Consider the following 22,707-nt stretch of genomic DNA (forward strand, 5'->3'; position numbering starts at 1 on the left):
TCCTACAGAGTTTGCGCGTAACCCGTAGGAGCGAGGCTTGCCCGCGATTGCAGACGCCGCTATCTCAGCGCTCAGGCGCGATCAGTTGGCACAATTTGGCAGTCGCCTCGACCATCTGTCCGCTAGGCCGCTCCAGGCCTTTATCGGTCACCAACAAAAGCTGCTTGCGAACCACCGCCTCGACTTGAGGCCAGGCCTTCCACGCATCGAGCTGGACCTGATCACTGGCCAGGATCACCTCGGGATTGCGCTGCAAAACCGCCTCAATGCTGACCTGCGGTGCCGGCAGCGTCAGGTCGGCAAACACGTTGCGCCCCCCGCAGATGTCCAGCGCATCGCTGATGATCTGCCCACCGCCAACGGTGTACAGCGGCCGATCCCAGACCTGATAGAACACCCGCAATGGCTGATCCCGATGATATCGCTGACGCAGCTCGGCCAGACGCTGGCGCAAATCGGCGGCCAGTGCGACGCCACGCTCAGGTCGCCCGAGTTGCGTGGCAATCGCCTCGATCTGTACGGTGAGTTGGGCAAAGTCGTGTGGCTCGGCGACAAACGTTGGGATGTTCAGGCGCTGGAGTTGGTCGCGCTGCGCCGGGCCCACACTACCCGGCCAAAGCAGCAGCAAATCGGGTTTGAGGCTGAGCAGGCGCTCCATGTCCAATTGACCGTAGCGGCCAACGGAAGGCAGGTTCTGGAGTTCGGTCGGACGATCACCGGCATCCAGAACACCGACCAGCAGGTCGGCTGAACCCAGTTCGACAACGATTTCCGAGAGTGACGGCGCCAGGCTGACCACCCGTTCGACCGCGACGGCCGAACCACTGGCGGCCAGCAGTAAAAACGCCAGCCAGAATGGACGCATCAACCGAGTTGACGCGGAATACGGTAGAGGTAGAACAACACGGCGGTCGACAGTGCCAGCAACATCAACGGCACGGCTTCAAGGCCGACAAACACCGCCAATGCACCGATCCAAGCCGGCAGGCCGGCGACAAGGAACGCCGCGCGTCGTTTGGCAGCCAGGCTGATCCACGCGGCAGGCTCTTCAGGGGTGTCGAGGGCTTTCTGGGTGGCAATCAACGCGTGTTTGTAGCGGCCAAAGAATTTCAGGCTGACAAACATCGACGCAACGCCGGCGATGAACAACGGCATCGCCAGCACCGGCAGAATGGCTTCGCCCTGGCCGAACACACCATTGATCACGAACAGCGGCAACAAGGCCAATGCCAGGTATTGCCACCAGTTGACGGCCAGTCGCCGCCGCACCTGACCACGGGTCACGCCCGGTCTACCTCGCCCTGATGCTCGTTGCCCATCATGTGGTCCAGCTTGCTGGCCTTGGTCGCCAGGTAGAGTTTGTTGTGCGGGTTGTGCCCGGTGTGCAGCGGTACGCGCTCAGCGACGACGATGCCCATGTCGGTCATGGCTTTGACCTTGCGCGGGTTGTTTGTCATCAGGCGCAGGGATTTCACCCCCAGGTGCTCCAGCATCGGCAGGCACATGGCGTAGTCACGCTGGTCGGCGGCAAAGCCCAGGCGTTCGTTGGCTTCAACGGTGTCGGCGCCGCCGTCCTGCAATTCGTAGGCACGGATCTTGTTCAGCAGGCCGATGCCACGGCCCTCCTGGCGCAAGTAAAGCAATACGCCACGGCCTTCACGGGCGATGGCCTGCAACGCGGCCTCCAGTTGCGAGCCGCAGTCGCAACGCTGGCTGAACAAGGCATCGCCGGTCAGGCATTCGGAGTGCAACCGGCCGAGTACCGGAGCACCGTCGGCGATCTCACCCAGGCTCAGCACAACGTGCTCGCGGCCGGTAGCTTCATCGAGAAAGCCGTGCATGGTGAATTGCGCAAAAGGCGTTGGCAGCTTGGAAGCGGCGACAAAAACGACAGGCACCGGTGTGCTCCTGATCTAAAAGTCTGAAGATTCGCAGGCCCGCATTGTAACAGCAGGTTCCGGCAGGTGCTTAGGCTGAATTATCGGCGATAACTATCAAAAAGTTTGATATTCGGCCAAATACAACCAAGGTAGGAGCTGCCGAAGGCTGCGATCTTTTGATCTTGATTTTTTAAGAGCAAAAGATCGCAGCCTGCGGCAGCTCCTACAAGGGCCGCGTTCACTTGTCGTCAAACGGATACGGCTGCTGCCAGTGCTCGAAGATAGGCTTCAATTCGCCGCTCTTCACCAAGACCTCCATGCGCTCATCAAACAGCGCCATCAGCGTACGGGCCTGGGGCGTCTTGGCAAAACACAGGTACAGCGGCAACTCGGCAATATGGGTACGGCGCAACTGGGACGGATCCTTGGCCCGGTTGAGGACGTAGTCGACCTCGGTCAGCGCATCGATGTAGAAGTCGGCGCGGTTGTGCTTCAGCATCGAGACGATGCCGGTGCGCCGAATCACTTCGTCATAGTGACGAATGTTGGGCAGGTAATCCTGGTAATCGTAGCCACGCACCCAGGCCAATCGATAATTGCCCAGGGTTTCCGGCGTCGGCACCGGACTGCTGGCCAGGCCCAGCGCATAGATATGATCGGTATCGAAATTCCAGTGCGGGTAGAGCAGTTCAACGGACTCCTCGTGATAAGAGCCGACACAGGCATCCACTTCGCCACGTTCGGCCAGGCCCATTGAACGCAAGTAGGGCTCGGTGCGGATGTCCAGCTTGACGCCCGCCGGTTCAAAGACCTTGCGCAGTACATCCCAGCCCAGGCCGTGACCATCGGCTGCGGTGTAGTCTTCCCATTCTTCACTGGCCAGGTGAATCACCGATGGCATCGTCGCCGCGTCTTCTGCCTGCGCAAGCGAGCAGAACAAGGCGAACACCATCACCATCAACCCGCGTCGAGCCATCCTTAGTTCTCCCAGTGAAAGCGCTCCTGCTTATCGCCTCATGACCACTCCGATCAGGCGAAAATCCTCACCAGCCCCTGCATCGCCAGCCAGGCAAACACGCCGGCCAGAACGTCATCGAGCATGATCCCGACGCCACCGTGTACATGCCGGTCGATCCAGCGAATCGGCCACGGTTTGAGAATATCGAAGAAGCGGAACATCAAGAATCCCGCCAACAGCCATTGCCAGCCTTCCGGCACCAGCCACAAGGTGATCCACATCCCGACCATCTCGTCCCAGACGATGCCTTCGTGATCGTGCACACGCAAATCGTCGGCCACCTTGCCGCACAGCCAGAAGCCGAACAGCATGGTGACGCCCAGCATCAGCCAGTAACCCCAATCGGGCAACATTTGCCATAGCGGGATAAAGGGTAGCGCAACTAACGACCCCCAGGTGCCCGGTGCCTTTGGCAAGGTCCCCGAGCCGAAGCCGAACGCCAGAAAATGCCATGGATTGTGCCAGACCGACGGCGGTACGTTTTCCGCCGGGACTTGCTTGGGATGGTCTGTCACGGTGTCTCCCGAAAATGTTGATAACCCCGGGTTTGCGGGGTGATGTCTTGTCCGTCCGCATCCAGCAGCGTCACGCCCTGCCCGCTCACTACGCGCCCGATGACCTGTATCGGCCAGCCGTCGGCCAGCAATGACGGCAACTCGACGGACGGTAGGGTGAAGACCAGAACGTAATCGTCACCGCCACTGAGTGCGGCACTTTGCGCCCCCGCCTGACCGAGAAAAGCCCTCAGCGCGGCCGACAGCGGCAAGCGTTCAAGCTCGACCTGCAGGCCGACGTTCGATGCCAGGGCGATGTGTCCGCAATCGGCGAGCAGGCCGTCGGAGATATCCATCGCCGAGGTCGCTTTACCTCGCAGCGCCTGACCCAACGCCAACTGTGGTTGCGGCGACCAGTAATGTGCCAGCAGAGGCTCGGCGATGGCCGCCTCGGCCGTACGCTGGCCCAGCACCAGCGGCAAGGCTCCGGCCGCATTGCCCAATTCGCCGCCGACACACAACAAGTCACCCGGCTGCGCACAGCTGCGGGTTAACGCCAGACCGCCCGGCACCCGACCGAACACGGTCATGGTCAGACTTAGCGGCCCGCGCGTGGTATCGCCGCCCACCAACGCCACCCCGCAGCTTTGCGCCATATGGTTCAAACCACGGGCATAGGCTTGCAGCCAGTCGGTGGTCACCGCCGGCAAGGTCAGGGCGAGGGTAAAGGCAACAGGCGTGGCGCCCATGGCGGCCAAGTCGCTGACCGCTACAGCCAGCGAGCGCTGACCGAGCAGAAACGGGTCGCAGGGATCTGCGAAATGCACACCGGCCACGAGGGTGTCAGTGGAAATCGCCAACTGTTCCCCCGGGGGAACAGCCAGCAAGGCGCAGTCATCGCCAATCCCGAGAGCAACGCCTTCGCCGCCCTGCGCACAGGGCGCGGCGGCGAAGAAATTGCGGATCAGCTCAAACTCGCCCATGGCTTGGTGCGGACATGACAAGCGCCAATCAGCGCTTGAATGCCTTCACTTCAGCTTCACGCAGACGCGGAGCCAGCTTGTCGAGCACACCGTTGACGAACTTGTGGCCATCGGTGGAACCGAAAACCTTGGCCAGTTCGATACCTTCGTTGATCACAACGCGGTACGGCACATCGACGCGCTTGAGCAGTTCCCAGGTGGACAGGCGCAGAACCGCCAGTTCAACCGGGTCCAGCTCTTCGATGGTCAAGTCCAGGCAGGGCTTGAGTGCGGTGTCGATTTCGGTCTTGAACTGCGGAACCCCGTGCAGGATTTCGCGGAAGTAGGCGCCATCGACATCGGTGAAATCGTTATCGACCCGGAACTGCGCTTCGATCTCGTTCAGCGACTGCTTGGCCATGTGCCATTGGTACAGTGCCTGGGTCGCGAGCTGACGGGCTTCGCGACGCTTGGCGCTTTTCGATGGCTTGCCGGCATCCGCAGGCTTTGGATCGCGCGGGTTGAAACGATCGCTTTCGTCGCTAATCACTTGGCCTCCAACTGCGCCAGCAGGCTGACCATTTCCAGAGCGGACAGGGCAGCTTCAGCACCTTTGTTACCGGCCTTGGTGCCGGAACGTTCGATGGCTTGCTCGATGGAATCAACGGTCAGGACGCCGAAAGCGACCGGTACGCCGAACTCCATGGACACCTGGGCCAGGCCCTTGGTGCATTCACCCGCCACGTATTCGAAGTGCGGAGTACCGCCACGAATGACCGCGCCCAGGGCGATGATTGCCGCGAACTCGCCCTTCTGAGCGACTTTTTGCGCAACCAGCGGGATTTCGAAGGCGCCAGGGGCACGGATGATGGTGATGTCGCTTTCGCTCACGCCATGGCGAACCAGGGCATCAACTGCACCGCTGACCAGGCTTTCAACGACGAAGCTGTTGAAACGGCCCACTACCAGAGCGTAGCGGCCTTTAGGGGCGATGAAGGTACCTTCGATGGTCTTCAGGGTCATTCGATAGATCTCTTAAAGAGCCGGGACGCGTCTCGTACGCGTCCCTCAGTGATATTAGCCACGAATACATGACCGGAAAAAACCGCATTGCCGCTTGATTACACCCCTGTGGCGAGGGGATTTATCCCCGTTGGGCTGCGCAGCGGCCCCTATTTTGGGACTGCTACGCAGTCCAACGGGGATAAATCCCCTCACCACAACGGATCTACGCCAGCAATACGAATCTCCGAGTCATTATTCGGAGGGCACGTATTCTACAACTTCCAGATCGAAACCGGATATCGCATTGAACTTCATCGGTGCCGACATCAGGCGCATTTTGCGCACACCCAGGTCACGCAGGATTTGCGAACCGGCTCCCACAGTGCTGTAGGTGGTCGGTTTTTTCACGGCCGCGTGATCGGCGGTTTCGCGAATGTGCGCCAGCAATACATCGCCATCCAACGGGTGACCGAGCAACAGCACCACACCGCTGCCGGCCTCTGCAACCGCGGACATAGCGGCGCGCAGGCTCCAGCGGCCTGGTTGCTTGACCATCAACAGGTCACGCAGCGGGTCCATGTTGTGCACCCGCACCAGGGTCGGTTCTTCGGCGCAGATGTTGCCCAGGGTCAGGGCCATGTGCACGTCGCCTTCCACGGCATCACGATAGGTCACCAGCTTGAATTGGCCCAGTTCGCTGTCCAAAGGCTGCTCGGCAATCCGCTGAACGGTACGTTCGTGGATCATCCGGTAGTGAATCAGGTCGGCAATGGTGCCGATCTTGATGTTGTGTTCGGCGGCGAAAGCTTCCAGTTCGGCGCGACGGGACATGGTGCCGTCGTCGTTCATCACTTCACAGATCACGCCGCTCGGCTCGAAACCCGCCATGCGCGCCAGGTCGCAGGCCGCTTCGGTGTGGCCGGCACGGGCCAGGGTACCGCCGGCCTGGGCCATCAGCGGAAAAATGTGGCCAGGGCTGACAATGTCTTCGGCCTTGGCATCACGGGCGGCAGCCGCTTGCACGGTGCGGGCACGGTCAGCGGCGGAAATGCCGGTGGTGACGCCGGTAGCCGCTTCGATCGACACGGTGAACTTGGTGCCGAAACCGGAACCGTTGCGCGGCGCCATCAGCGGCAGCTTCAGCGTTTCGCAGCGTTCGCGGGTCATTGGCATGCAGATCAGGCCACGGGCGTGCTTGGCCATGAAATTGATGTGTTCGGCCTGACAGCACTCGGCGGCCATGATCAGGTCGCCTTCGTTCTCGCGGTCTTCGTCATCCATGAGGATGACCATCTTGCCTTGGCGGATGTCTTCAACCAGTTCTTCGATGCTATTGAGCGCCACAAGGCACCCCCTTCAGTCAGGATTTGAGATAGCCGTTGGCGGCCAGAAAGCTTTCGGTAATGGTGCTGCCAGCTGCAGGTTCAGCCGCTTTGTCGCCCAACAGCAGGCGCTCCAGGTAACGGGCCAGCAAGTCCACTTCCAGGTTCACCCGGCGACCCGGCTGGTACGACGCCATGATGGTTTCGCTCAAGGTGTGCGGAATGATGGTCAGCAGGAACTCGGCGCCATCGACTGCGTTCACGGTCAGGCTGGTGCCATCGACGGTGATCGAGCCTTTATGGGCGATGTACTTGGCCAGTTCTTTCGGCGCGCGGATGCGGAACTCCACGGCTCGCGCGTTCTCGGTGCGGGCAACCACTTCGCCCACGCCATCGACATGGCCGCTGACCAAATGGCCGCCCAGGCGTGTGGTCGGGGTCAGGGCTTTTTCAAGATTGACCGGGCTGCCGCTTTTCAGGTCGTTCATGGCGGTGCAGTCGAGGGTTTCACGGCTGACGTCCGCCGCGAAGCCGTTGCCCGGCAATTCAACAGCAGTCAGGCACACGCCGTTGACCGCGATGCTGTCGCCCAGTTTGACGTCGCTCAGGTCGAGCTTGCCGGTTTCTACATGGACCCGCACGTCTCCACCTTTTGGGGTCAATGCACGGATACTGCCGATCGATTCGATGATGCCGGTGAACATGAGGTTCTCCTCGAGAACAGAGCCAGCGCTATAGCGATGGCCGGAAATTATACGCTCGCTGCCGATGAAGGAATGGCAGTGACTCGCCAGTCATCGCCCACCGCGCGAATTTCGGTGATTTTAAGCTCGGGCGCGTCCTTCATTTGCGCGAGCGGCCAATCCAGTAGGGGTCGCGCCGAGGAGCCCAACAACTTGCCGGCGATGAAAATTTGGAACTCATCCACCAGGCCGAGCTGAGCGAAAGCGCCAGCCAGCCGTGGACCGGCCTCGACCAACACCTCGTTGACGCCACGGTTGGCGAGCTCGATCAACAACTGACGCAAATCAACCTGGCCGTCGTAACCGGGCACGATCAGGCATTCCGGGCCAGTAGCGTATTGTTCCTCGACCGCCACGCATGTCGCGACCAGCGCCGGGCCGGCCTTGAAGAACGGTGCATCCAGCGGCACGCGCAGACGGCCATCGACCAGCACGCGCAACGGCGGACGGCTCATGGCCAGCGCGGTTTGCTCGGCATCCAGGCCCAACTCATCGGCGCGCACAGTCAAACGGGCGTTGTCGGCCAGCACCGTGTCGGCGCCGGTCAGCACCACACTGGCTTGGGCTCGCAAACGCTGCACCGCCGAACGCGCCGCCGGGCCGGTGATCCACTGGCTCTCGCCGCTTTCCATCGCCGTGCGACCGTCCAGGCTCATGGCCAGCTTGACCCTTACGAAAGGTAAGCCGTGTTCCATACGCTTCAAGAAACCCTGATTGAGCTTGCGTGCTTCGCCCTCCAGCACACCGCTTTCGGTGGCGATGCCGGCCTGTTCCAGGCGTTGCAGGCCACGCCCGGCGACTTCCGGGTTCGGGTCCTGCATCGCCGCCACGACCCGTGCAACGCCGGCATTGACCAGCGCGTCGGCGCAAGGCGGCGTGCGACCGTAGTGGCTGCACGGTTCAAGGGTCACGTAGGCCGTGGCGCCGCGGGCCAATTCACCCGCAGCACGCAACGCGTGGACTTCGGCATGGGGTTCACCGGCGCGCACATGCCAGCCTTCGCCGACCACCTGCCCGTCACGCACGATCACGCAACCGACCCGTGGATTGGGATGCGTCGTGTAGTGCCCCTTGCGCGCCAGTTCCAGCGCGCGGGCCATATAGTGGGCGTCGAGGATGGCTTGCTCTGCAGGCGTGGTCATTCTTTCTCCGGCTCACGGGCCAGGCGATCGATCTCTTCGCGGAACTCGTTGAGATCCTGGAAGCGGCGATACACCGAGGCGAAACGGATGTAGGCAACTTCGTCGAGCTTCTTCAGCTCGGTCATCACCAATTCACCGACCACGAGGGACTTGACCTCGCGCTCGCCGGTGGCGCGCAGTTTGTGTTTGATGTGCACCAGCGACGATTCGAGGCGCTCGACACTCACCGGGCGCTTCTCCAGCGCACGCTGCATGCCGGCGCGGAGTTTTTCTTCGTCGAACGGCTGGCGACTGCCGTCGGTTTTGATCAGGCGCGGCAACACCAATTCAGCGGTTTCGAACGTCGTGAAACGTTCGCCGCAGGCCAGGCATTCACGCCGGCGGCGCACCTGTTCGCCCTCGGCGACCAGACGCGAGTCGATGACCTTGGTGTCGTTGGCACCGCAGAAGGGACAGTGCATGGTGGCAGGCAACAAAAAAAGGGAGGGCCATGGTAGCGCATCCCGGTGGCAAGACAAGCCATAGGGTTTGCGGTATACAGACTGGCTATAATGGACTACACCTTGCTGGAGCCGTAAATGTCCCCTAGACCGCTCATTTTGCTCAGTCTTTTCAGCCTGTTGGTGGCCTGCAGCAGCGATGCGCCCCAGCCTCAGCCGCCGACGCCAGGCCCTGCATCGCAACAAGCGCAGAAGAAAGCCAGGGAGTCGGCCAACCTCGGTCCGTTGCCAGCCTATCAACGTGAACTGAGCGGTACGTTGCAGGGCGTGCCCGAAGGCGCCGAAGTCGAGCTGGCCTTGCTGGTGATCGATGAAAAAGACCGCCCGCAACAGCTGCTAGCCAGTGCCAACCTGATTGGCACCAATCAAGTGCTGCCGTTTCACCTGCGCTTCAACCCGGACGCCTTTCCGGTCGGCGAACGGGTTGAGCTGCGGGGTCGCGCCAGCCAGTCCGGCCAATTGATCCTGCATCTGCCGTCGCAACGGATCACGCAACCCACGACCCAGGCACTGGGCCAATTGCAATTCGTCAAAGCCCCATGAGTACACCGCTCGACCTGCAGCAGGCCTTGAGCGAACTGCTCGGCGATGCGCGCCTGGTGGCCTGCGATCTGCCGGACACCGACCTGAAGTTGTGGCTGATCGACGGCGACAACATGGACCGCGCCTTCAGCCCGGAAGAAACCCGACGCATCCTGCATGAACCGCCCTACTGGAGTTTCTGCTGGGCCAGCGGCCTGGCGGTGGCCCGCTACCTCGCCCAATTCCCTGAATGGGTCAAAGGCAAGCGGGTGCTGGATTTCGGCGCCGGCTCCGGCGTGGCAGGGATTGCTGCGGTGAAAGCCGGGGCACTGGAAGTGGTGGCCTGTGACCTGGACCCGCTGGCGATTGCGGCCTGCCGGGCGAATGCCGAACTCAATGACGTACAGCTGAACTACTCGACGGATTTTTTCGCCGAGGCCGACCGCTTTGATCTGATCCTTGTCGCTGACGTGCTGTACGACCGGGCCAACCTGCCGTTGCTCGATGAGTTTCTCAGCCGTGGCCGAGAAGCGTTGGTGGCGGATTCGCGGGTACGGGATTTCCGCCATCCGCTGTACCGGCGCATCGAAATGCTCGAAGCCATGACCCTGCCGGATTTGTGTGAGCCCGAAGAATTTCGGCATGTGAGCCTGTATCACGCGCGGCGTAGCTGAAAAGCTTCGCGGGCAAGCCTCGCTCCTACGGGTTCAGCGTCGTTATTGAAATTGGCGTAAACCTGTAGGAGCGAGGCTTGCCCGCGAAGACAATCTGTCGGGCTGGCCACCCTTCCGGCCACACCCCACCAAGCCGTATAGTTGCCCCATTCACGTTTCCAAGAGATCCCCCATGAGTCAGCAAACGCCGTACATCTTCGACGCCACGACTGCCGATTTCGACCAGTCGGTGATCGAGAATTCCTTCCACAAACCGGTGCTGGTGGATTTCTGGGCCGAATGGTGTGCGCCGTGCAAAGTGCTGATGCCGATGCTGCAGACGATTGCCGAGAGCTATCAGGGCGAGTTGCTGCTGGCCAAGGTCAACTGTGACATCGAGCAAGACATCGTCGCCCGTTTCGGTATCCGCAGCCTGCCGACCGTGGTGTTGTTCAAGGACGGTCAGCCCGTCGATGGCTTTGCCGGTGCGCAGCCGGAGTCAGCCGTTCGTGCCCTGCTCGAACCCCATGTCCAGATGCCGCCACCAACCGCCGCCGATCCGTTCGAACAGGCCCAGGCGCTGTTCGACGACAGCCGTTTCGCCGATGCCGAAGCGATCCTCAAAGTATTGTTGGGCGAGGACAACACCAATGCCAAGGCGCTGATCCTTTATGCGCGCTGCCTGACCGAACGCGGTGAGCTGGGTGAAGCGCAAGCCGTGCTCGATGCGGTCAAGACGGATGAGCACAAGGCCGCCCTGGCCGGTGCCAAGGCGCAGATCCAGTTTCTTGGCCAAGCCAAGGACTTGCCGGACGCCGCTGACCTGAAAGCCAGGCTGGCGAAAAACCCGCAGGACGACGAAGCGGTCTATCAACTGGCGGTTCAGCAACTGGCTCGCCAGCAGTACGACGCGGCACTGGACAGCTTGCTCAAACTGTTCATGCGCAATCGCAGCTACAACGAAGGTCTGCCGCATAAGACCTTGCTGCAGGTGTTCGAACTGCTGGGTAACGATCACCCGCTGGTGACCACCTACCGCCGCAAGTTGTTTGCCGCGTTGTATTGAACACCCTCTGTAGGAGCCGGCTTGCTGGCGATGGTGATCTCACGGACGCCATCGCCAGCAAGCCGGCTCCTACGGTTATTCGATCCAGCGGTAAATCGGCGTATCCGCGCCGCTCTCGACCTTCACATCCGCACTATGGCGCAAGCGCACCAACAGACGTTTGCCCGATACCGCATTGCCGGTCAGCCCTTCCAGTTGTTCCAGCAAATCCGGCCCGCTCAATTGCCCGGCCTTGCGCAGCAGGTCCCTGGCGATCTGCCACAGCGCATCATCCTGATTCAGCGGTTTGGCCGGTGCTGCACTGACTTCGGTTTTTTCTACCTGGATCTGCGCACCCAGCCGCGCCCAATCGGCGTCATCCATTTCCAGCGTCAAGTCCACCGGCCAATCGCCGATGCTTCCGCGAATTCGCAACATAGGTCTGCTCCCGCACATTTCTTCACTGCATGCTCCCATGGGGCTTGTGCATCGCCAAGCAGGCAGTCAAACTTCGCGCAACAACGTTATAAGATTACATAACATTTCTTTCATTTTACTTTTCGGAGTTTTGCCATGCGTCGTCTGCTGCTCGCCTTGCCGTTTGCCTTGTTGCCGCTGGCTGTCGCCCATGCCGCTGACGAGCATGATCACGATCATGAGCACGGCAGCCTCAGCGCCCATGAACACGGTGTTGGACGCCTGAACGCGGCGCTGGACGGTCAGACCCTGGAGCTGGAGCTGGAAAGCCCGGCGATGAACCTGGTGGGTTTCGAACATGTTGCGACAACCGAGGCCGACAAGGCCAAGGTCGTCGCAGCCCGCACGCAGCTGGAAAATCCGCAGGCACTGTTCAACCTGCCAGATGCCGCGAGGTGCGTGGTGGCGGATCAGGCGCTCAAGAGCCCACTTTTTGGCGACAAACCCGACGCCGATGATGACGATCACGACGAAGACGCCAAGGACGAGCATCACCACGACCACAGCGAAATCCACGCCCACTACCAGTTCACCTGCTCCGCTCCTGCCGCACTCAAAACCTTGGACCTGGCGAATATTTTCAACACATTCCCGGCGACCCGGACAATTCAGGTACAACTGATCGGCCCGAGCGGGCAGCAAGGGGTTGAAGTCACCGCCAAGGCAGCTGCCCTGAAATTCTGATCCACCCTATTGCTGTAGGAGCCGGCTTGCTGGCGATGGGTCATCGCGGTCTATGAGTCAAACCGCGTCATCGTTCATCGCCAGCAAGCCGGCTCCTACAGGTCATCAACATTCGCGAATCGGTTAAATGACCCAAGCACTCATCGAACTGTCCGACCTGGGCTTCAGCTGGCCCGGTCACCCGCCGCTGCTGGATATCCCGGCCTTTCGCCTGGAACCCGGGGAAACCCTGTTCCTCAAAGGCCCCAGCGGCAGCGGCAAGACCACCCTGCTCGGCCTGCTGGGCGGTGTGCAGAAGCCCGATCGCGGTAGCATCCGCCTGCTCGGCCAGGAACTGACACAGCTGTCCGCCGGTGCCCGCGACCACTTTCGCGTCGATCACACCGGTTACATCTTCCAGCAGTTCAACCTGCTGCCGTTTCTATCGGTGCGCGAGAACGTCGAACTGCCCTGCCACTTCTCGAAACTGCGCGCCGCACGGGCGAAACAGCGCCATGGCAGCATCGATAAAGCGGCGACTACGTTGTTGGCTCATCTAGGTTTGAAGGATGAACACATTCTCGGCCGCCGTGCCGACTCGCTGTCCATCGGTCAGCAGCAGCGGGTCGCCGCCGCCCGCGCCCTGATCGGTCAACCGGAACTGGTGATCGCCGACGAACCCACGTCCGCCCTGGATTACGACGCCCGGGAAAACTTCATACGCCTGCTGTTCGCCGAATGCCGTGAGGCCGGCTCGAGCCTGCTGTTCGTCAGCCATGACCAGAGCCTGGCCCCGCTGTTCGATCGCCACCTGTCGCTGGCCGAACTCAATCGCGCCGCCACGTCCGCAGAGGTCTGAGATGTATTTGTTTCGTCTAGCCATGGCCAGCCTGGCTAACCGCCGCTTCACCGCGATTCTCACCGCGTTCGCCATCGCCCTGTCGGTCTGCCTGCTGCTGGCCGTGGAGCGGGTGCGCACCGAAGCCAAGGCCAGCTTCGCCAGCACCATCAGCGGCACCGATTTGATCGTCGGCGCACGCTCAGGCTCCGTGAACCTGTTGCTGTACTCGGTGTTTCGCATCGGCAATGCCACCAACAACATCCGTTGGGACAGCTTCGAACACTTCGCCAGCAACCCGAAAGTGAAGTGGGCAATTCCGATGTCCCTCGGCGATTCCCATCGCGGCTATCGGGTGATGGGCACCACCGAGGCTTACTTCGAGCACTATCAGTACGGCCGCCAGCAACACCTGGAACTGGCCGATGGCCGTGCTTTCGAAACCGACCCGTTCGAAGTGGTACTCGGCGCCGAAGTGGCGCAGGCGCTGCACTACAAACTCGGCGACAAACTCGTACTGGCCCACGGTGTGGCGGCAATCAGCCTGGTCAAACATGACGACAAGCCGTTCACCGTGGTCGGCATCCTCAAACGCACCGGCACTCCGGTGGATCGCACACTGCACATCAGCCTCGGTGGCATGGAAGCGATCCACATCGACTGGCACAACGGCGTACCGGCCCGTGGCGAGGGGCGGATCACTGCCGATCAGGCGCGCAACATGGACCTGACGCCGCAAGCGATCACCGCGTTCATGCTCGGCCTCAACAACAAGATTTCGACATTTGCCGTGCAGCGTGAAATCAACGAATTCCGTGGCGAGCCGATGCTGGCGATTCTCCCCGGCGTGGCACTGCAAGAGCTGTGGAGCCTGATGAGCACCGCGGAAAAAGCCTTGTTCGTGGTGTCGCTGTTCGTGGTGCTGACCGGATTGATTGGCATGCTCACGGCGATTCTCACCAGCCTCAATGAACGCCGTCGCGAGATGGCGATTTTGCGTTCGGTGGGTGCGCGTCCGTGGCACATCGCGACATTGCTGGTGCTGGAGGCGTTCGCCCTGGCGTTGGCGGGCGTGGTCGCCGGAGTTGTGTTGCTGTATGTGGGCATCGCCGCCGCACAGGGTTACGTGCAAGCCAATTACGGCCTGTTTCTGCCGCTGGCGTGGCCAAGCGAGTATGAATGGACGCTGCTGGCTGGCATCCTGACCGCCGCGCTGCTGATGGGCAGCGTGCCGGCCTGGCGCGCTTATCGCCAATCCTTGGCCGATGGCCTGTCGATCCGTTTATGAGGATGTTGAAAATGCCCCGCGCTGTCTTTGCGCTGTTGATGCTGGTCGCCCTGCCGCTGTGGGCCGCCGAGCCGAAAGAGCTGACCTGGTCGGAAATGATTCCGCCGGACGCCCCGGCGCAAGTGCCGAACATGACGCCGCTGCATGACCTGTCGAAGATGAGCGATGCCTTGTCCGCCGAATCGGCGCCAGCGGCCAGGCAAGACATGCCCAACGCACCGGTGGTCAAGGCCCTCGATGGCCAGAATATTCGCTTGCCTGGGTACATCGTACCGCTGGAAGTGAGCGAAGAAGGACGCACCACGGAGTTTCTGTTGGTGCCGTATTTCGGGGCCTGCATCCACGTACCACCACCGCCGTCGAACCAGATCGTGCATGTCAAAAGCGAAGTGGGCGTAAAGGTCGACGAGTTGTATCAGCCGTACTGGGTCGAAGGCGCGATGCAGGTCAAGGCATCCTCCAGCGAGTTGGCGGATGCCGGGTATCAGATGGAGGCGGACAAGATTTATATGTATGAATTGCCGGAGTGAATCTGGCAATCATTTGTGAAATTACCCCCGTCAAGATCGCAGCCTTCGGCAGCTCCTACAGGATCGGGTTAACACACGCCTAACGTAGGAGCTGCCGAAGGCTGCGATCTTTTAACCCTATCACCGTTTCCTTGAGCTGAATCAACAGACCGAATCGTTAGCCGCCTTACCATTGGACATCAAAATTTTTAACGTCCTTTGGAGCTCCCATGAACAAGCCCCTGCTCGGCGCCTCGCTGGTTGCCCTCGCGCTCGCAGCCCCGCTCGCACACGCTCACGAAGCCGGTGACATCATCCTTCGTGCCGGTGCAATTACCGTCAACCCGGACTCCGACAGCTCCTCCGTCAAGGTCGATCAGGGTCCCCTGAGCGGCGCCGATCTGGGTGGCAAGGCGACTGTGAGCAGCGACACCCAGTTGGGTCTGAACTTCGCCTACATGATCACCGACAACTGGGGTATCGAACTGCTGGCAGCCACTCCGTTCGAGCATGACGTGAAACTCAAGGGCACAGCCCTGAGCGCCGCCAATGGCAAACTCGGCTCCCTCAAACAGCTGCCGCCGACCCTGAGCGTGGTGTACTACCCCTTGGGTGGGAAATCGGACTTTCAACCGTACGTCGGTGCCGGTATCAACTACACCTGGATCTACGACGAACACGTCGGCAGCGAAGCCAGTGCCGCCGGATTCAGCAACTTCAAGGCGGAAAACTCCTGGGGCATGGCCTGGCAAGTCGGTGCCGACTACATGCTGACCGACAACGTGATGATCAACGGCCAGGTACGCTACATCGACATCGATACCCGCGCGACGGTGGAAAACAATTCGATCGCTCCAGGTACCCGCGCACGGGTAAACGTGGATGTGGATCCGTTCGTCTACATGGTGGGCCTGGGTTACAAGTTCTAACGAGCAATCACGTGGTGGTGACTGCGGGCAATTGTGGCGAGGGAGCTTGCTCCCGCTGGGCTGCGAAGCAGCCCCAGGATCAGCATAAAGCGGTGAATCAGAAAATCCGCAGTGACTGGATTTACGACTGCTGCGCAGTCGAGCGGGAGCAAGCTCCCTCGCCACATATTCAATACGCGATGCCCATGAAAAAGGCGCCTCACAGGGCGCCTTTTTTGTTGGTGTGAGAATCTCATCGCCCCAGCAATCGCGCCAGCCCGACACTCATCGATGTCTGCTGTGGAAGCGTAAAACGCGCCAACAAACGTTGGTTGTTCGCCCGCGAATGACGGATATCACCCGAACGTGCCGGGCCATAACTGACCGGGGGCAGATCACCGACTACCGCACTCAGTGCTTCAAGCATCTGCTTGAGACTCGTCGCCTGGTTCCAGCCGACATTGACCGCACCGACGTCCACCTGTGGCTTCTCAATGGCTTGCACCAGCAGGTCGACCAGGTCTTCGACGTAGACAAAATCCCGGGTTTGCTCACCGTCGCCGAACACTGTGATCGGCAGGCCTTTCTGTGCGCGCTCGCTGAAAATGCTGATCACGCCGGAGTACGGCGAAGAGGGATCCTGACGCGGGCCGAAGATGTTGAAGAAGCGGAAAATCACCGGTTCCAAGGCATGCTGGCGCCGGTAGAAATCGAAGTAATGCTCGCTCGCCAGTTTGTCTGATGCATACGGCGTCAAGGGCGACTTGGGCGTGTCTTCATCGATCGACTCGCCTTCGCCATTGTTGCCATACACCGCCGCACTGGAGGCAAACAACACACGCTTCACCCCGGCCAGGCGCATGGCCTCACAGATGTTCAGCGAACCGATGAAATTGCTCTGGTGCGTCTTCACCGGATCGTCCACCGAGGCCTGCACCGAGGCCACGGCCGCCAGGTGCGCCACGGCACTGCAACCGGCCATCGCCCGTACCACCAGCGCGGCATCGGCGACGTCGCCAACGATCAATTCGACCTTGGGGTTATCCAGCGGCAGATTGCTGCGTTTGCCGGTGGACAGGTCATCAAGAATGCGCACCGAATGGCCCTTGGCGAGCAAGGCATCGGTCAGGTGTGATCCGATGAAGCCGGCGCCGCCGGTGATCAGAACGGGGCCGTCAACCATGGCGATAGAACCTGTCCAGTAAGCCGGGAAGCGCGGCACGCCAGGCGCGCGGCTTGATCCCGAAGGTATGAAGAATTTTCTTGCAGGCCAATACCGCGTGTTGCGGCTCTTCGGCGGCGTCCGGGCGCGCGGCGTGAGCCTGGGCGGTCGGTGCTTCGATGGCCAGCTGATGCAGCGCGCGCGCCTCGGTGAGGATCGCCTGGCCCAACGCCAGCGGCGTGGTCGCTTCGTGCCCGGCGTAGTGGTAAGTGCCCCACAATGGCGCTGAGCAATCGAGTTGTTTGAGGACCGAAATGATCACCCGGGCGGCGTCGTCAACGGGCGTCGGGTTGCCCCGGCGATCGTCGGCCATCAGCAACGCTTCAGGTTGTTCGGCCCGACCGAGGAAACGGCCGAGGGCGCCCTCTGGGCTGTCATCGAGCAGCCAGCCGAAACGCAACAGCACATGCTGCGGACAGGTGGCGCGCACGCTTTGCTCAATGCGCCACAGGGACTGGCCGCGCAAACCCAGCGGTACCGGTTCATCTTTTTCGCTGTAGGCGGTGGCACGGGAGCCGTCGAAAACGCGATAACTCGAAGGCTGCAGCAAAACGATATTGTGGTGCTGGCACAGCTCGGCCAGGCGCTCCACCGCCCGCTCCTGTCCGGCCAGACGCTGCTCGCTGACCGTTTCGGCCTGGAACCAGTCGAAGTAGTAGGCAAGGTTGATCAGCGCGTCCGGGCGGGTGTCGTCGAGCAGTTGCGTCAGGCTCGCGGCGTCCCAACCGTCTTGCGGCGGGCGGGGGGCGAGGAAGCCGATGTCTTCCTCCGCACCGAGGCGAATCAGCGCCTGCCCAAGGGCATTTCCGCCGCCCAGTAACATAAGGCGCATTCGCATAGAGTCAGCAGGCCCAGTCTGATGGAAACAAAAGGTTAATCGACAACGTCGTCGATAGTTGTCGGAATCGTTGCATTTTGCGGGTTTAGTGCGCAACCGTCATCCGTAAAGTGTAGATGCACCGATTATGAGGTGCTTCCAATGCCCTATCGCGGGCAAGCCTCGCTCCTACGGATGGCCTGCGTGCACCTGTAGGAGCGAGGCTCGCCCGCGAAGAGGCCCGAATGGCCTGCAAAGGTCTTGAGCGGTACTTGCATCTTCGCGCCCTCCCCCGCATAACTGGCCCCATGAACCTGCCCATCCCCGCAGACAGTGCCTTGGACGGCTTCCACCCCGCCGTCAGTGCCTGGTTCAGCCACACCTTCGCGACGGTCACCGCCGCCCAGGCCCGGGCGTGGCCGCTGATCCGCCAGCGCCGCTCGACACTGGTCGCCGCGCCCACCGGGTCCGGCAAGACCCTCACTGCATTCCTCGCGGTCATGGACGACTTGGTCCATCGGGGACTGGAAACTGATAGTGGATTGCCTGACGAAACCCTGGTGGTCTACGTATCGCCGCTCAAGGCGCTGTCCAACGACATCCGCATCAACCTGCAAACGCCGCTGGCCGGTATCACCGAACAGTTGTGCGTGATGGGCCTGCCGCCATTGCAGATCACCACCGCCGTGCGTACCGGCGACACGCCGCAAAAAGACCGCTCGGCGATGCGCAAAAACGCACCGCACATACTGGTGACCACCCCGGAATCGCTCTATGTGTTGCTCGGCTCCGATTCGGGCCGAAAAATGCTGGGCACCACGCGCACGGTGATCGTCGACGAAATCCACGCCATCGCCGGCAGCAAACGCGGCAGTCACTTGGCCTTGAGCCTGGAACGCTTGCAGGTGCTGTGTGCCGAACCGCTGGTGCGCATTGGGTTATCAGCGACACAAAAACCCATCGAGGCGGTTTCGCGCTTTCTGGTCGGTCGTGATCGCGACTGCCAGATCATCGACATCGGTCATGCACGCCCACGAGACCTGGACATCGAAGTGCCGCCGGTGCCGTTGTCGGCGGTGATGGCCAATGATGTCTGGGAGCTGGTCTACGACCGCCTCGCCGCCCTCGCCCGCGAACACCGCACCACGCTGATTTTCGTCAACACACGGCGTCTTGCCGAACGCTTGAGCCGACACCTGAGCGAACGCCTGGGCAAGGACGCCGTGGCCGCCCACCATGGCAGCCTGGCCAAAGAATTTCGCCTCGATGCCGAGCAGCGGCTCAAGCGAGGCGAGCTGCAAGTGCTGATCGCCACCGCGTCGCTGGAGTTGGGCATCGACATCGGCGATGTCGACCTGGTGTGCCAGATCGCCTCGCCGCGCTCAATTTCCGGGTTTCTGCAGAGAGTCGGGCGCTCCGGACACCAAGTGGGCGGCATGCCCAAAGGGCGTTTGTTCGCCACCACCCGTGACGACCTGATCGAATGCGCCGCCCTGCTTGATTGCGTACGCCGGGGCGAACTCGACACGCTACAGATCCCGCAGGCGCCACTGGACGTGCTGGCCCAGCAGATCATCGCCGAGGTCAGTTGCCAGGAATGGTCAGAGGACGCCTTGCTGGCACAGTTTCGCCAGGCCTCGCCCTACGCCGCGCTCGACGAAAAGCACTATCAGGCACTGCTGCGCATGCTCGCCGAGGGCTACAACGGGCGCCAGGGCATCCGCAGTGCCTACCTGCACCGCGATGCCGTGAACCGCACCCTGCGCGGTCGTCGAGGCGCCAAACTGACGGCGGTGACCAGCGGCGGAACCATTCCGGACAACGCCGACTACAGCGTGTTGCTGGAACCCCAGGGGCTGAACATCGGCAGCATCAATGAAGACTTTGCCGTGGAAAGCATTGCCGGCGACGTGTTCCAGTTGGGCAATACCTCGTACCGGATCCTGCGGGTTGAAACCGGCAAGGTGCGGGTCGAGGATGCCCAGGGACAACCGCCGACCATTCCGTTCTGGCTCGGGGAAGCACCGGGACGCAGCGCTGAACTGTCGTTCGCTGTCGCCCGCCTGCAAGCGCAACTGGATGAACGATTGAGCGCCACACCGGGCAACCTGCAACCGGCCACCGACTGGTTGACCGAGACCCTTGGCCTCAATGTCGCCAGCGCCGAACAATTGATTGAATACCTCGCCCGCGCTCGCCAGGCCCTGGGCGCCCTGCCGTCCCAGGACACGCTGCTGATGGAGCGGTTTTTCGATGAGTCCGGCGGCACTCAATTGATCATCCATACGCCGTTCGGCAGTCGCATCAACCGCGCCTGGGGCCTGGCCCTGCGCAAGCGTTTTTGCCGCACCTTCAACTTCGAATTGCAGGCTGCCGCCAGCGAAGATGCGATCGTGTTGTCACTGTCCACCAGCCACAGCTTCGAGCTGGACGACGTCTGGCGCTACCTGCACAGCAACAGCGCGGAACACATCCTGATCCAGGCCGTACTCGATGCACCGCTTTTCGGCGTGCGCTGGCGCTGGAATGCCGGGGTTGCCCTGGCGTTGCCGCGTTATTCGGGAGGACGCAAAGTCGCGCCGCAAATCCAGCGGATGAAAAGCGAAGACCTGATCGCCAGCGTGTTTCCCGATCAGATCGCCTGCGTGGAAAACCTCGTGGGCGAACGGGAAATTCCCGACCATCCGTTGGTGGAACAAACCCTCGACGACTGCCTGCACGAAGCCATGGACACCGAAGGCTGGCTGGCGTTGTTACGGCGCGTGGAACAGGGCGAGGTACGCCTGATCAGTCGCGACCTGCCGGCGCCCTCGCCGCTGGCCGCGGAAATTCTCAGCGCCCGGCCTTACACCTTTCTCGACGATGCACCGCTGGAGGAACGCCGTACTCAAGCCGTGCTCAATCGCCGCTGGAGCGACCCGCAATCCACCGACGACCTCGGTGCGCTGGACGCTGATGCCATCGCCGCCGTGGCTGAAGAAGCCTGGCCGGCGCCCAGCGGTGTCGATGAAATGCACGAGGCGTTGATGAGTCTGGCGTGCATCACCGACGCAGAATCCCAGGCTCATCCGGGCTGGCTCGATTGGTTGAATGCCCTGGCCGACAACGGCCGTGCCTGCCGCCTCGACAACACATTGTGGCTGGCGCGGGAGCGGCTGGCGTGTCTGCGGGCGATTTATCCACAGGGTGATTTGAAGCCGGCGCTGGAGGCCTTGCCGGGATTTGATGAAGCCTGGGAAGCGGACGCCGCCGTGGTTGAAGTGATTCGTGCTCGGCTCGGCGCGTTCGGCCCATTGCCGCTCAATGCGATTGCCGAACCGCTTGGACTACCTGCAACACAGGTCGCTCAAGCACTGGCACAACTGGAGCGTGAAGGTTACGTGCTGCGTAGTCGCTTCACACCGGATGCGACGCAGGAGCAATGGTGCGAACGGCATTTGCTGGCACGGATTCATCGTTACACCGTCAAGCGGTTGCGGCGGGAAATCGAGCCGGTGGCGTTGCAGGATTTCATGCGATTTCTATTCGACTGGCAGCATCTGTCCAGCGCCACCCAAGGCCAGGGTCATGCCATGCTCCCAGCAATCGTCGCGCAGTTCGAAGGCTACCCTGCCGCTGCGTCAGCCTGGGATGACGAGATCCTGCCAGCACGGCTCAAGAATTATGCGCCCACCTGGCTGGATGATTTGTGTCGCAGCGGCAAACTGGTTTGGACCCGGCTCACGGCGCACAACAAAAGCGCCGGCACGGCCCTGCGCAGCACGCCGATTGTGTTGTTACCGCGCCATCGGGTCGGGCTCTGGAGCGACTTGACCGAGCAGACGCCGGTGAGCGAGCTGTCGCCCAAGACCCAAAAGGTTTACGAAGCACTGCGCCAGCACGGCGCTTTGTTTTTCGATGAGTTAGTGCATGAGGCCCATGTGTTGCGCACAGAGCTGGAGGTCGCCCTGCAAGAACTCGTCGGCGCAGGGCGGGTGAATGCCGACAGCTTCGCCGGCCTGCGTGCGCTGATTACCCCCGCCAACAAGCGACAGAATCGCGGCAGCCGTCGTGGGCGCGGTGCGTTTATCGGTGGCATGGACGATGCCGGACGCTGGGCGCTGCTTCGACGCGGGCCACCGGCCCTGGCTGTGGATAATCCGCGCCCGGCGACAATACCTGCCGACACGCTGGAACACATCGCCATGACATTGCTGCGCCGCTATGGCGTGGTGTTCTGGCGATTGCTGGAGCGCGAAGCGGACTGGTTGCCGAGCTGGCGTGAACTGCTACGTACTTTCCATCGCCTGGAGGCGCGAGGCGAGATCCGTGGGGGACGGTTTGTCAGCGGCCTGGCAGGCGAGCAATTCGCCTTGCCTGAGGCCATTCCATTGCTGCGCGAAGTACGCCGTCGGCCCCAAGACAGCAGTCTGATCGCGGTGTGCGGGGTTGATCCACTGAACCTCGCCGGCACGCTATTGCCCGGTGCAAAAGTACCGGCGCTGGCGAGTAATCGGTTGGTGTATCGCGATGGGTTGCCGGTGGCGGCAGAGATTGCCGGCAAGCAGGTGTTCTGGGTGGAGATGGATCAGCAGGTGATGGCTGAAGTGCGCCTCAAGCTGATCCGGCATTGAGGTTGTCAGGGCCGGCCTCATCGCGGGCAAGCCCGCTCCCACATTGGTCTCTGTTGTTCACAAAATCTGCGCTCAATGAAGATCCC

General features: G+C 61.5%; 24 protein-coding genes. 9 read left to right on the forward strand and 15 right to left on the reverse strand.

Going from position 1 to position 22,707, the window contains the following annotated elements; genetic code table 11:
• Window positions 1–64: 64 nt before the first annotated feature.
• The 12 genes from ABTV22_RS26625 to nrdR all read right to left on the reverse strand — a co-directional run bounded on the left by ABTV22_RS26625 (window position 65) and on the right by nrdR (window position 9,027).
• A complete protein-coding gene (locus ABTV22_RS26625; protein ID WP_433737341.1) occupies window positions 65–865 on the reverse strand; it encodes a cobalamin-binding protein in 801 nt (266 codons plus the stop codon).
• Entirely contained in the window at window positions 865–1,284 is a 420-nt protein-coding gene (locus ABTV22_RS26630) for an MFS transporter (RefSeq protein ID WP_433737342.1), read from the reverse strand. Before ABTV22_RS26630 ends, ABTV22_RS26625 begins: the two co-directional genes overlap by 1 nt.
• Entirely contained in the window at window positions 1,281–1,898 is a 618-nt protein-coding gene (ribA, locus tag ABTV22_RS26635; protein WP_150701643.1) for a GTP cyclohydrolase II, read from the reverse strand. Before ribA ends, ABTV22_RS26630 begins: the two co-directional genes overlap by 4 nt.
• A 220-nt stretch (window positions 1,899–2,118) precedes the next feature.
• The gene (locus tag ABTV22_RS26640) at window positions 2,119–2,856 is read right to left on the reverse strand and encodes a substrate-binding periplasmic protein (protein ID WP_433737343.1); all 738 of its coding nucleotides are present in this window, start codon (window positions 2,854–2,856) and stop codon (window positions 2,119–2,121) included.
• Window positions 2,857–2,909: 53 nt separating this feature from the next.
• The gene (locus ABTV22_RS26645) at window positions 2,910–3,413 is read right to left on the reverse strand and encodes a phosphatidylglycerophosphatase A family protein (protein WP_433737344.1); all 504 of its coding nucleotides are present in this window, start codon (window positions 3,411–3,413) and stop codon (window positions 2,910–2,912) included.
• Complete coding sequence (gene thiL, locus ABTV22_RS26650) at window positions 3,410–4,375, reverse strand: thiamine-phosphate kinase (RefSeq protein WP_433737345.1); 966 nt, start codon at window positions 4,373–4,375, stop codon at window positions 3,410–3,412. The genes ABTV22_RS26645 and thiL overlap by 4 nt, the downstream gene beginning before the upstream one ends.
• A 28-nt stretch (window positions 4,376–4,403) precedes the next feature.
• Window positions 4,404–4,904, reverse strand: a complete 501-nt coding sequence (gene nusB, locus ABTV22_RS26655) for a transcription antitermination factor NusB (RefSeq protein WP_095197200.1) — start codon at window positions 4,902–4,904, stop codon at window positions 4,404–4,406.
• On the reverse strand, window positions 4,901–5,377 hold the full coding sequence (ribH, locus tag ABTV22_RS26660) for a 6,7-dimethyl-8-ribityllumazine synthase (RefSeq protein WP_003228649.1): 477 nt from the start codon (window positions 5,375–5,377) through the stop codon (window positions 4,901–4,903). The genes nusB and ribH overlap by 4 nt, the downstream gene beginning before the upstream one ends.
• Before the next feature lie 234 nt (window positions 5,378–5,611).
• Entirely contained in the window at window positions 5,612–6,703 is a 1,092-nt protein-coding gene (gene ribBA / locus ABTV22_RS26665) for a bifunctional 3,4-dihydroxy-2-butanone-4-phosphate synthase/GTP cyclohydrolase II (RefSeq protein ID WP_433737346.1), read from the reverse strand.
• Between the two features lie 16 nt (window positions 6,704–6,719).
• On the reverse strand, window positions 6,720–7,385 hold the full coding sequence (locus ABTV22_RS26670) for a riboflavin synthase (RefSeq protein WP_093229746.1): 666 nt from the start codon (window positions 7,383–7,385) through the stop codon (window positions 6,720–6,722).
• A gap of 47 nt (window positions 7,386–7,432) precedes the next feature.
• Window positions 7,433–8,566, reverse strand: a complete 1,134-nt coding sequence (gene ribD, locus ABTV22_RS26675) for a bifunctional diaminohydroxyphosphoribosylaminopyrimidine deaminase/5-amino-6-(5-phosphoribosylamino)uracil reductase RibD (RefSeq protein ID WP_433737347.1) — start codon at window positions 8,564–8,566, stop codon at window positions 7,433–7,435.
• Complete coding sequence (gene nrdR, locus ABTV22_RS26680) at window positions 8,563–9,027, reverse strand: transcriptional regulator NrdR (RefSeq protein ID WP_162634909.1); 465 nt, start codon at window positions 9,025–9,027, stop codon at window positions 8,563–8,565. The genes ribD and nrdR overlap by 4 nt, the downstream gene beginning before the upstream one ends.
• A gap of 117 nt (window positions 9,028–9,144) precedes the next feature.
• Between nrdR and ABTV22_RS26685 the strand changes: the two genes are divergently transcribed.
• The 3 genes from ABTV22_RS26685 to trxA all read left to right on the forward strand — a co-directional run bounded on the left by ABTV22_RS26685 (window position 9,145) and on the right by trxA (window position 11,307).
• Entirely contained in the window at window positions 9,145–9,609 is a 465-nt protein-coding gene (locus tag ABTV22_RS26685; protein WP_433737348.1) for a YbaY family lipoprotein, read from the forward strand.
• Entirely contained in the window at window positions 9,606–10,262 is a 657-nt protein-coding gene (locus ABTV22_RS26690; protein ID WP_433737349.1) for a class I SAM-dependent methyltransferase, read from the forward strand. The genes ABTV22_RS26685 and ABTV22_RS26690 overlap by 4 nt, the downstream gene beginning before the upstream one ends.
• A 172-nt stretch (window positions 10,263–10,434) precedes the next feature.
• Window positions 10,435–11,307: a thioredoxin gene (trxA, locus tag ABTV22_RS26695; protein ID WP_433737350.1), complete on the forward strand. Its 873-nt coding sequence runs from the start codon at window positions 10,435–10,437 to the stop codon at window positions 11,305–11,307.
• Between the two features lie 75 nt (window positions 11,308–11,382).
• Here trxA and ABTV22_RS26700 read toward each other — a convergent pair whose 3' ends face one another.
• Window positions 11,383–11,724: a hypothetical protein gene (locus ABTV22_RS26700; protein ID WP_433737351.1), complete on the reverse strand. Its 342-nt coding sequence runs from the start codon at window positions 11,722–11,724 to the stop codon at window positions 11,383–11,385.
• A gap of 135 nt (window positions 11,725–11,859) precedes the next feature.
• Here ABTV22_RS26700 and ABTV22_RS26705 point away from each other — a divergent pair, with 135 nt between their 5' ends.
• From ABTV22_RS26705 to ABTV22_RS26725, 5 genes are all read left to right on the forward strand, one after another.
• Window positions 11,860–12,447 carry a DUF2796 domain-containing protein gene (locus ABTV22_RS26705; protein WP_433737352.1) on the forward strand — a complete coding sequence of 196 codons (588 nt, stop codon included), beginning with the start codon at window positions 11,860–11,862 and terminating at the stop codon, window positions 12,445–12,447.
• 127 nt (window positions 12,448–12,574) lie between these two features.
• Window positions 12,575–13,285, forward strand: coding sequence for an ABC transporter ATP-binding protein (locus ABTV22_RS26710; RefSeq protein WP_433737353.1), 711 nt, complete (start codon window positions 12,575–12,577; stop codon window positions 13,283–13,285).
• Window position 13,286: 1 nt separating this feature from the next.
• Window positions 13,287–14,552, forward strand: a complete 1,266-nt coding sequence (locus tag ABTV22_RS26715; RefSeq protein ID WP_433737354.1) for an ABC transporter permease — start codon at window positions 13,287–13,289, stop codon at window positions 14,550–14,552.
• 11 nt (window positions 14,553–14,563) lie between these two features.
• Window positions 14,564–15,082 (forward strand): DUF3299 domain-containing protein, encoded by a 519-nt coding sequence (locus tag ABTV22_RS26720; protein ID WP_433737355.1) that lies wholly within the window; start codon window positions 14,564–14,566, stop codon window positions 15,080–15,082.
• A gap of 209 nt (window positions 15,083–15,291) precedes the next feature.
• Window positions 15,292–15,990, forward strand: coding sequence for an OmpW/AlkL family protein (locus ABTV22_RS26725; protein ID WP_433737356.1), 699 nt, complete (start codon window positions 15,292–15,294; stop codon window positions 15,988–15,990).
• A gap of 232 nt (window positions 15,991–16,222) precedes the next feature.
• Here the strand turns inward: ABTV22_RS26725 and ABTV22_RS26730 are convergent, their stop codons facing one another.
• Both ABTV22_RS26730 and ABTV22_RS26735 read right to left on the reverse strand, forming a co-directional pair.
• Window positions 16,223–17,152 (reverse strand): NAD-dependent epimerase/dehydratase family protein, encoded by a 930-nt coding sequence (locus ABTV22_RS26730; protein WP_433737357.1) that lies wholly within the window; start codon window positions 17,150–17,152, stop codon window positions 16,223–16,225.
• On the reverse strand, window positions 17,145–18,029 hold the full coding sequence (locus ABTV22_RS26735; protein ID WP_433737358.1) for a sugar nucleotide-binding protein: 885 nt from the start codon (window positions 18,027–18,029) through the stop codon (window positions 17,145–17,147). The genes ABTV22_RS26730 and ABTV22_RS26735 overlap by 8 nt, the downstream gene beginning before the upstream one ends.
• Before the next feature lie 287 nt (window positions 18,030–18,316).
• Between ABTV22_RS26735 and ABTV22_RS26740 the strand changes: the two genes are divergently transcribed.
• The gene (locus ABTV22_RS26740) at window positions 18,317–22,621 is read left to right on the forward strand and encodes a DEAD/DEAH box helicase (RefSeq protein ID WP_433737359.1); all 4,305 of its coding nucleotides are present in this window, start codon (window positions 18,317–18,319) and stop codon (window positions 22,619–22,621) included.
• Window positions 22,622–22,707: the final 86 nt, after the last annotated feature.

Origin of the sequence: Pseudomonas putida, assembly GCF_050990305.1 — a bacterium.
GTDB classification, from domain to species: domain Bacteria; phylum Pseudomonadota; class Gammaproteobacteria; order Pseudomonadales; family Pseudomonadaceae; genus Aquipseudomonas; species Aquipseudomonas putida_AH.

Bases quoted from the DNA above. Each gene is read 5' to 3' on its own strand.
- ABTV22_RS26625 (WP_433737341.1), bottom strand. From the start codon at position 865: ATGCGTCCATTCTGGCTGGCGTTTTTACTGCTGGCCGCCAGTGGTTCG.
- ABTV22_RS26640 (WP_433737343.1), bottom strand. From the start codon at position 2,856: ATGGCTCGACGCGGGTTGATGGTGATGGTGTTCGCCTTGTTCTGCTCG.
- thiL (WP_433737345.1), bottom strand. From the start codon at position 4,375: ATGGGCGAGTTTGAGCTGATCCGCAATTTCTTCGCCGCCGCGCCCTGT.
- ribH (WP_003228649.1), bottom strand. From the start codon at position 5,377: ATGACCCTGAAGACCATCGAAGGTACCTTCATCGCCCCTAAAGGCCGC.
- ABTV22_RS26670 (WP_093229746.1), bottom strand. From the start codon at position 7,385: ATGTTCACCGGCATCATCGAATCGATCGGCAGTATCCGTGCATTGACC.
- ribD (WP_433737347.1), bottom strand. From the start codon at position 8,566: ATGACCACGCCTGCAGAGCAAGCCATCCTCGACGCCCACTATATGGCC.
- nrdR (WP_162634909.1), bottom strand. From the start codon at position 9,027: ATGCACTGTCCCTTCTGCGGTGCCAACGACACCAAGGTCATCGACTCG.
- ABTV22_RS26685 (WP_433737348.1), top strand. From the start codon at position 9,145: ATGTCCCCTAGACCGCTCATTTTGCTCAGTCTTTTCAGCCTGTTGGTG.
- ABTV22_RS26690 (WP_433737349.1), top strand. From the start codon at position 9,606: ATGAGTACACCGCTCGACCTGCAGCAGGCCTTGAGCGAACTGCTCGGC.
- trxA (WP_433737350.1), top strand. From the start codon at position 10,435: ATGAGTCAGCAAACGCCGTACATCTTCGACGCCACGACTGCCGATTTC.
- ABTV22_RS26700 (WP_433737351.1), bottom strand. From the start codon at position 11,724: ATGTTGCGAATTCGCGGAAGCATCGGCGATTGGCCGGTGGACTTGACG.
- ABTV22_RS26705 (WP_433737352.1), top strand. From the start codon at position 11,860: ATGCGTCGTCTGCTGCTCGCCTTGCCGTTTGCCTTGTTGCCGCTGGCT.
- ABTV22_RS26710 (WP_433737353.1), top strand. From the start codon at position 12,575: ATGACCCAAGCACTCATCGAACTGTCCGACCTGGGCTTCAGCTGGCCC.
- ABTV22_RS26715 (WP_433737354.1), top strand. From the start codon at position 13,287: ATGTATTTGTTTCGTCTAGCCATGGCCAGCCTGGCTAACCGCCGCTTC.
- ABTV22_RS26720 (WP_433737355.1), top strand. From the start codon at position 14,564: ATGCCCCGCGCTGTCTTTGCGCTGTTGATGCTGGTCGCCCTGCCGCTG.
- ABTV22_RS26725 (WP_433737356.1), top strand. From the start codon at position 15,292: ATGAACAAGCCCCTGCTCGGCGCCTCGCTGGTTGCCCTCGCGCTCGCA.
- ABTV22_RS26730 (WP_433737357.1), bottom strand. From the start codon at position 17,152: ATGGTTGACGGCCCCGTTCTGATCACCGGCGGCGCCGGCTTCATCGGA.
- ABTV22_RS26735 (WP_433737358.1), bottom strand. From the start codon at position 18,029: ATGCGAATGCGCCTTATGTTACTGGGCGGCGGAAATGCCCTTGGGCAG.
- ABTV22_RS26740 (WP_433737359.1), top strand. From the start codon at position 18,317: ATGAACCTGCCCATCCCCGCAGACAGTGCCTTGGACGGCTTCCACCCC.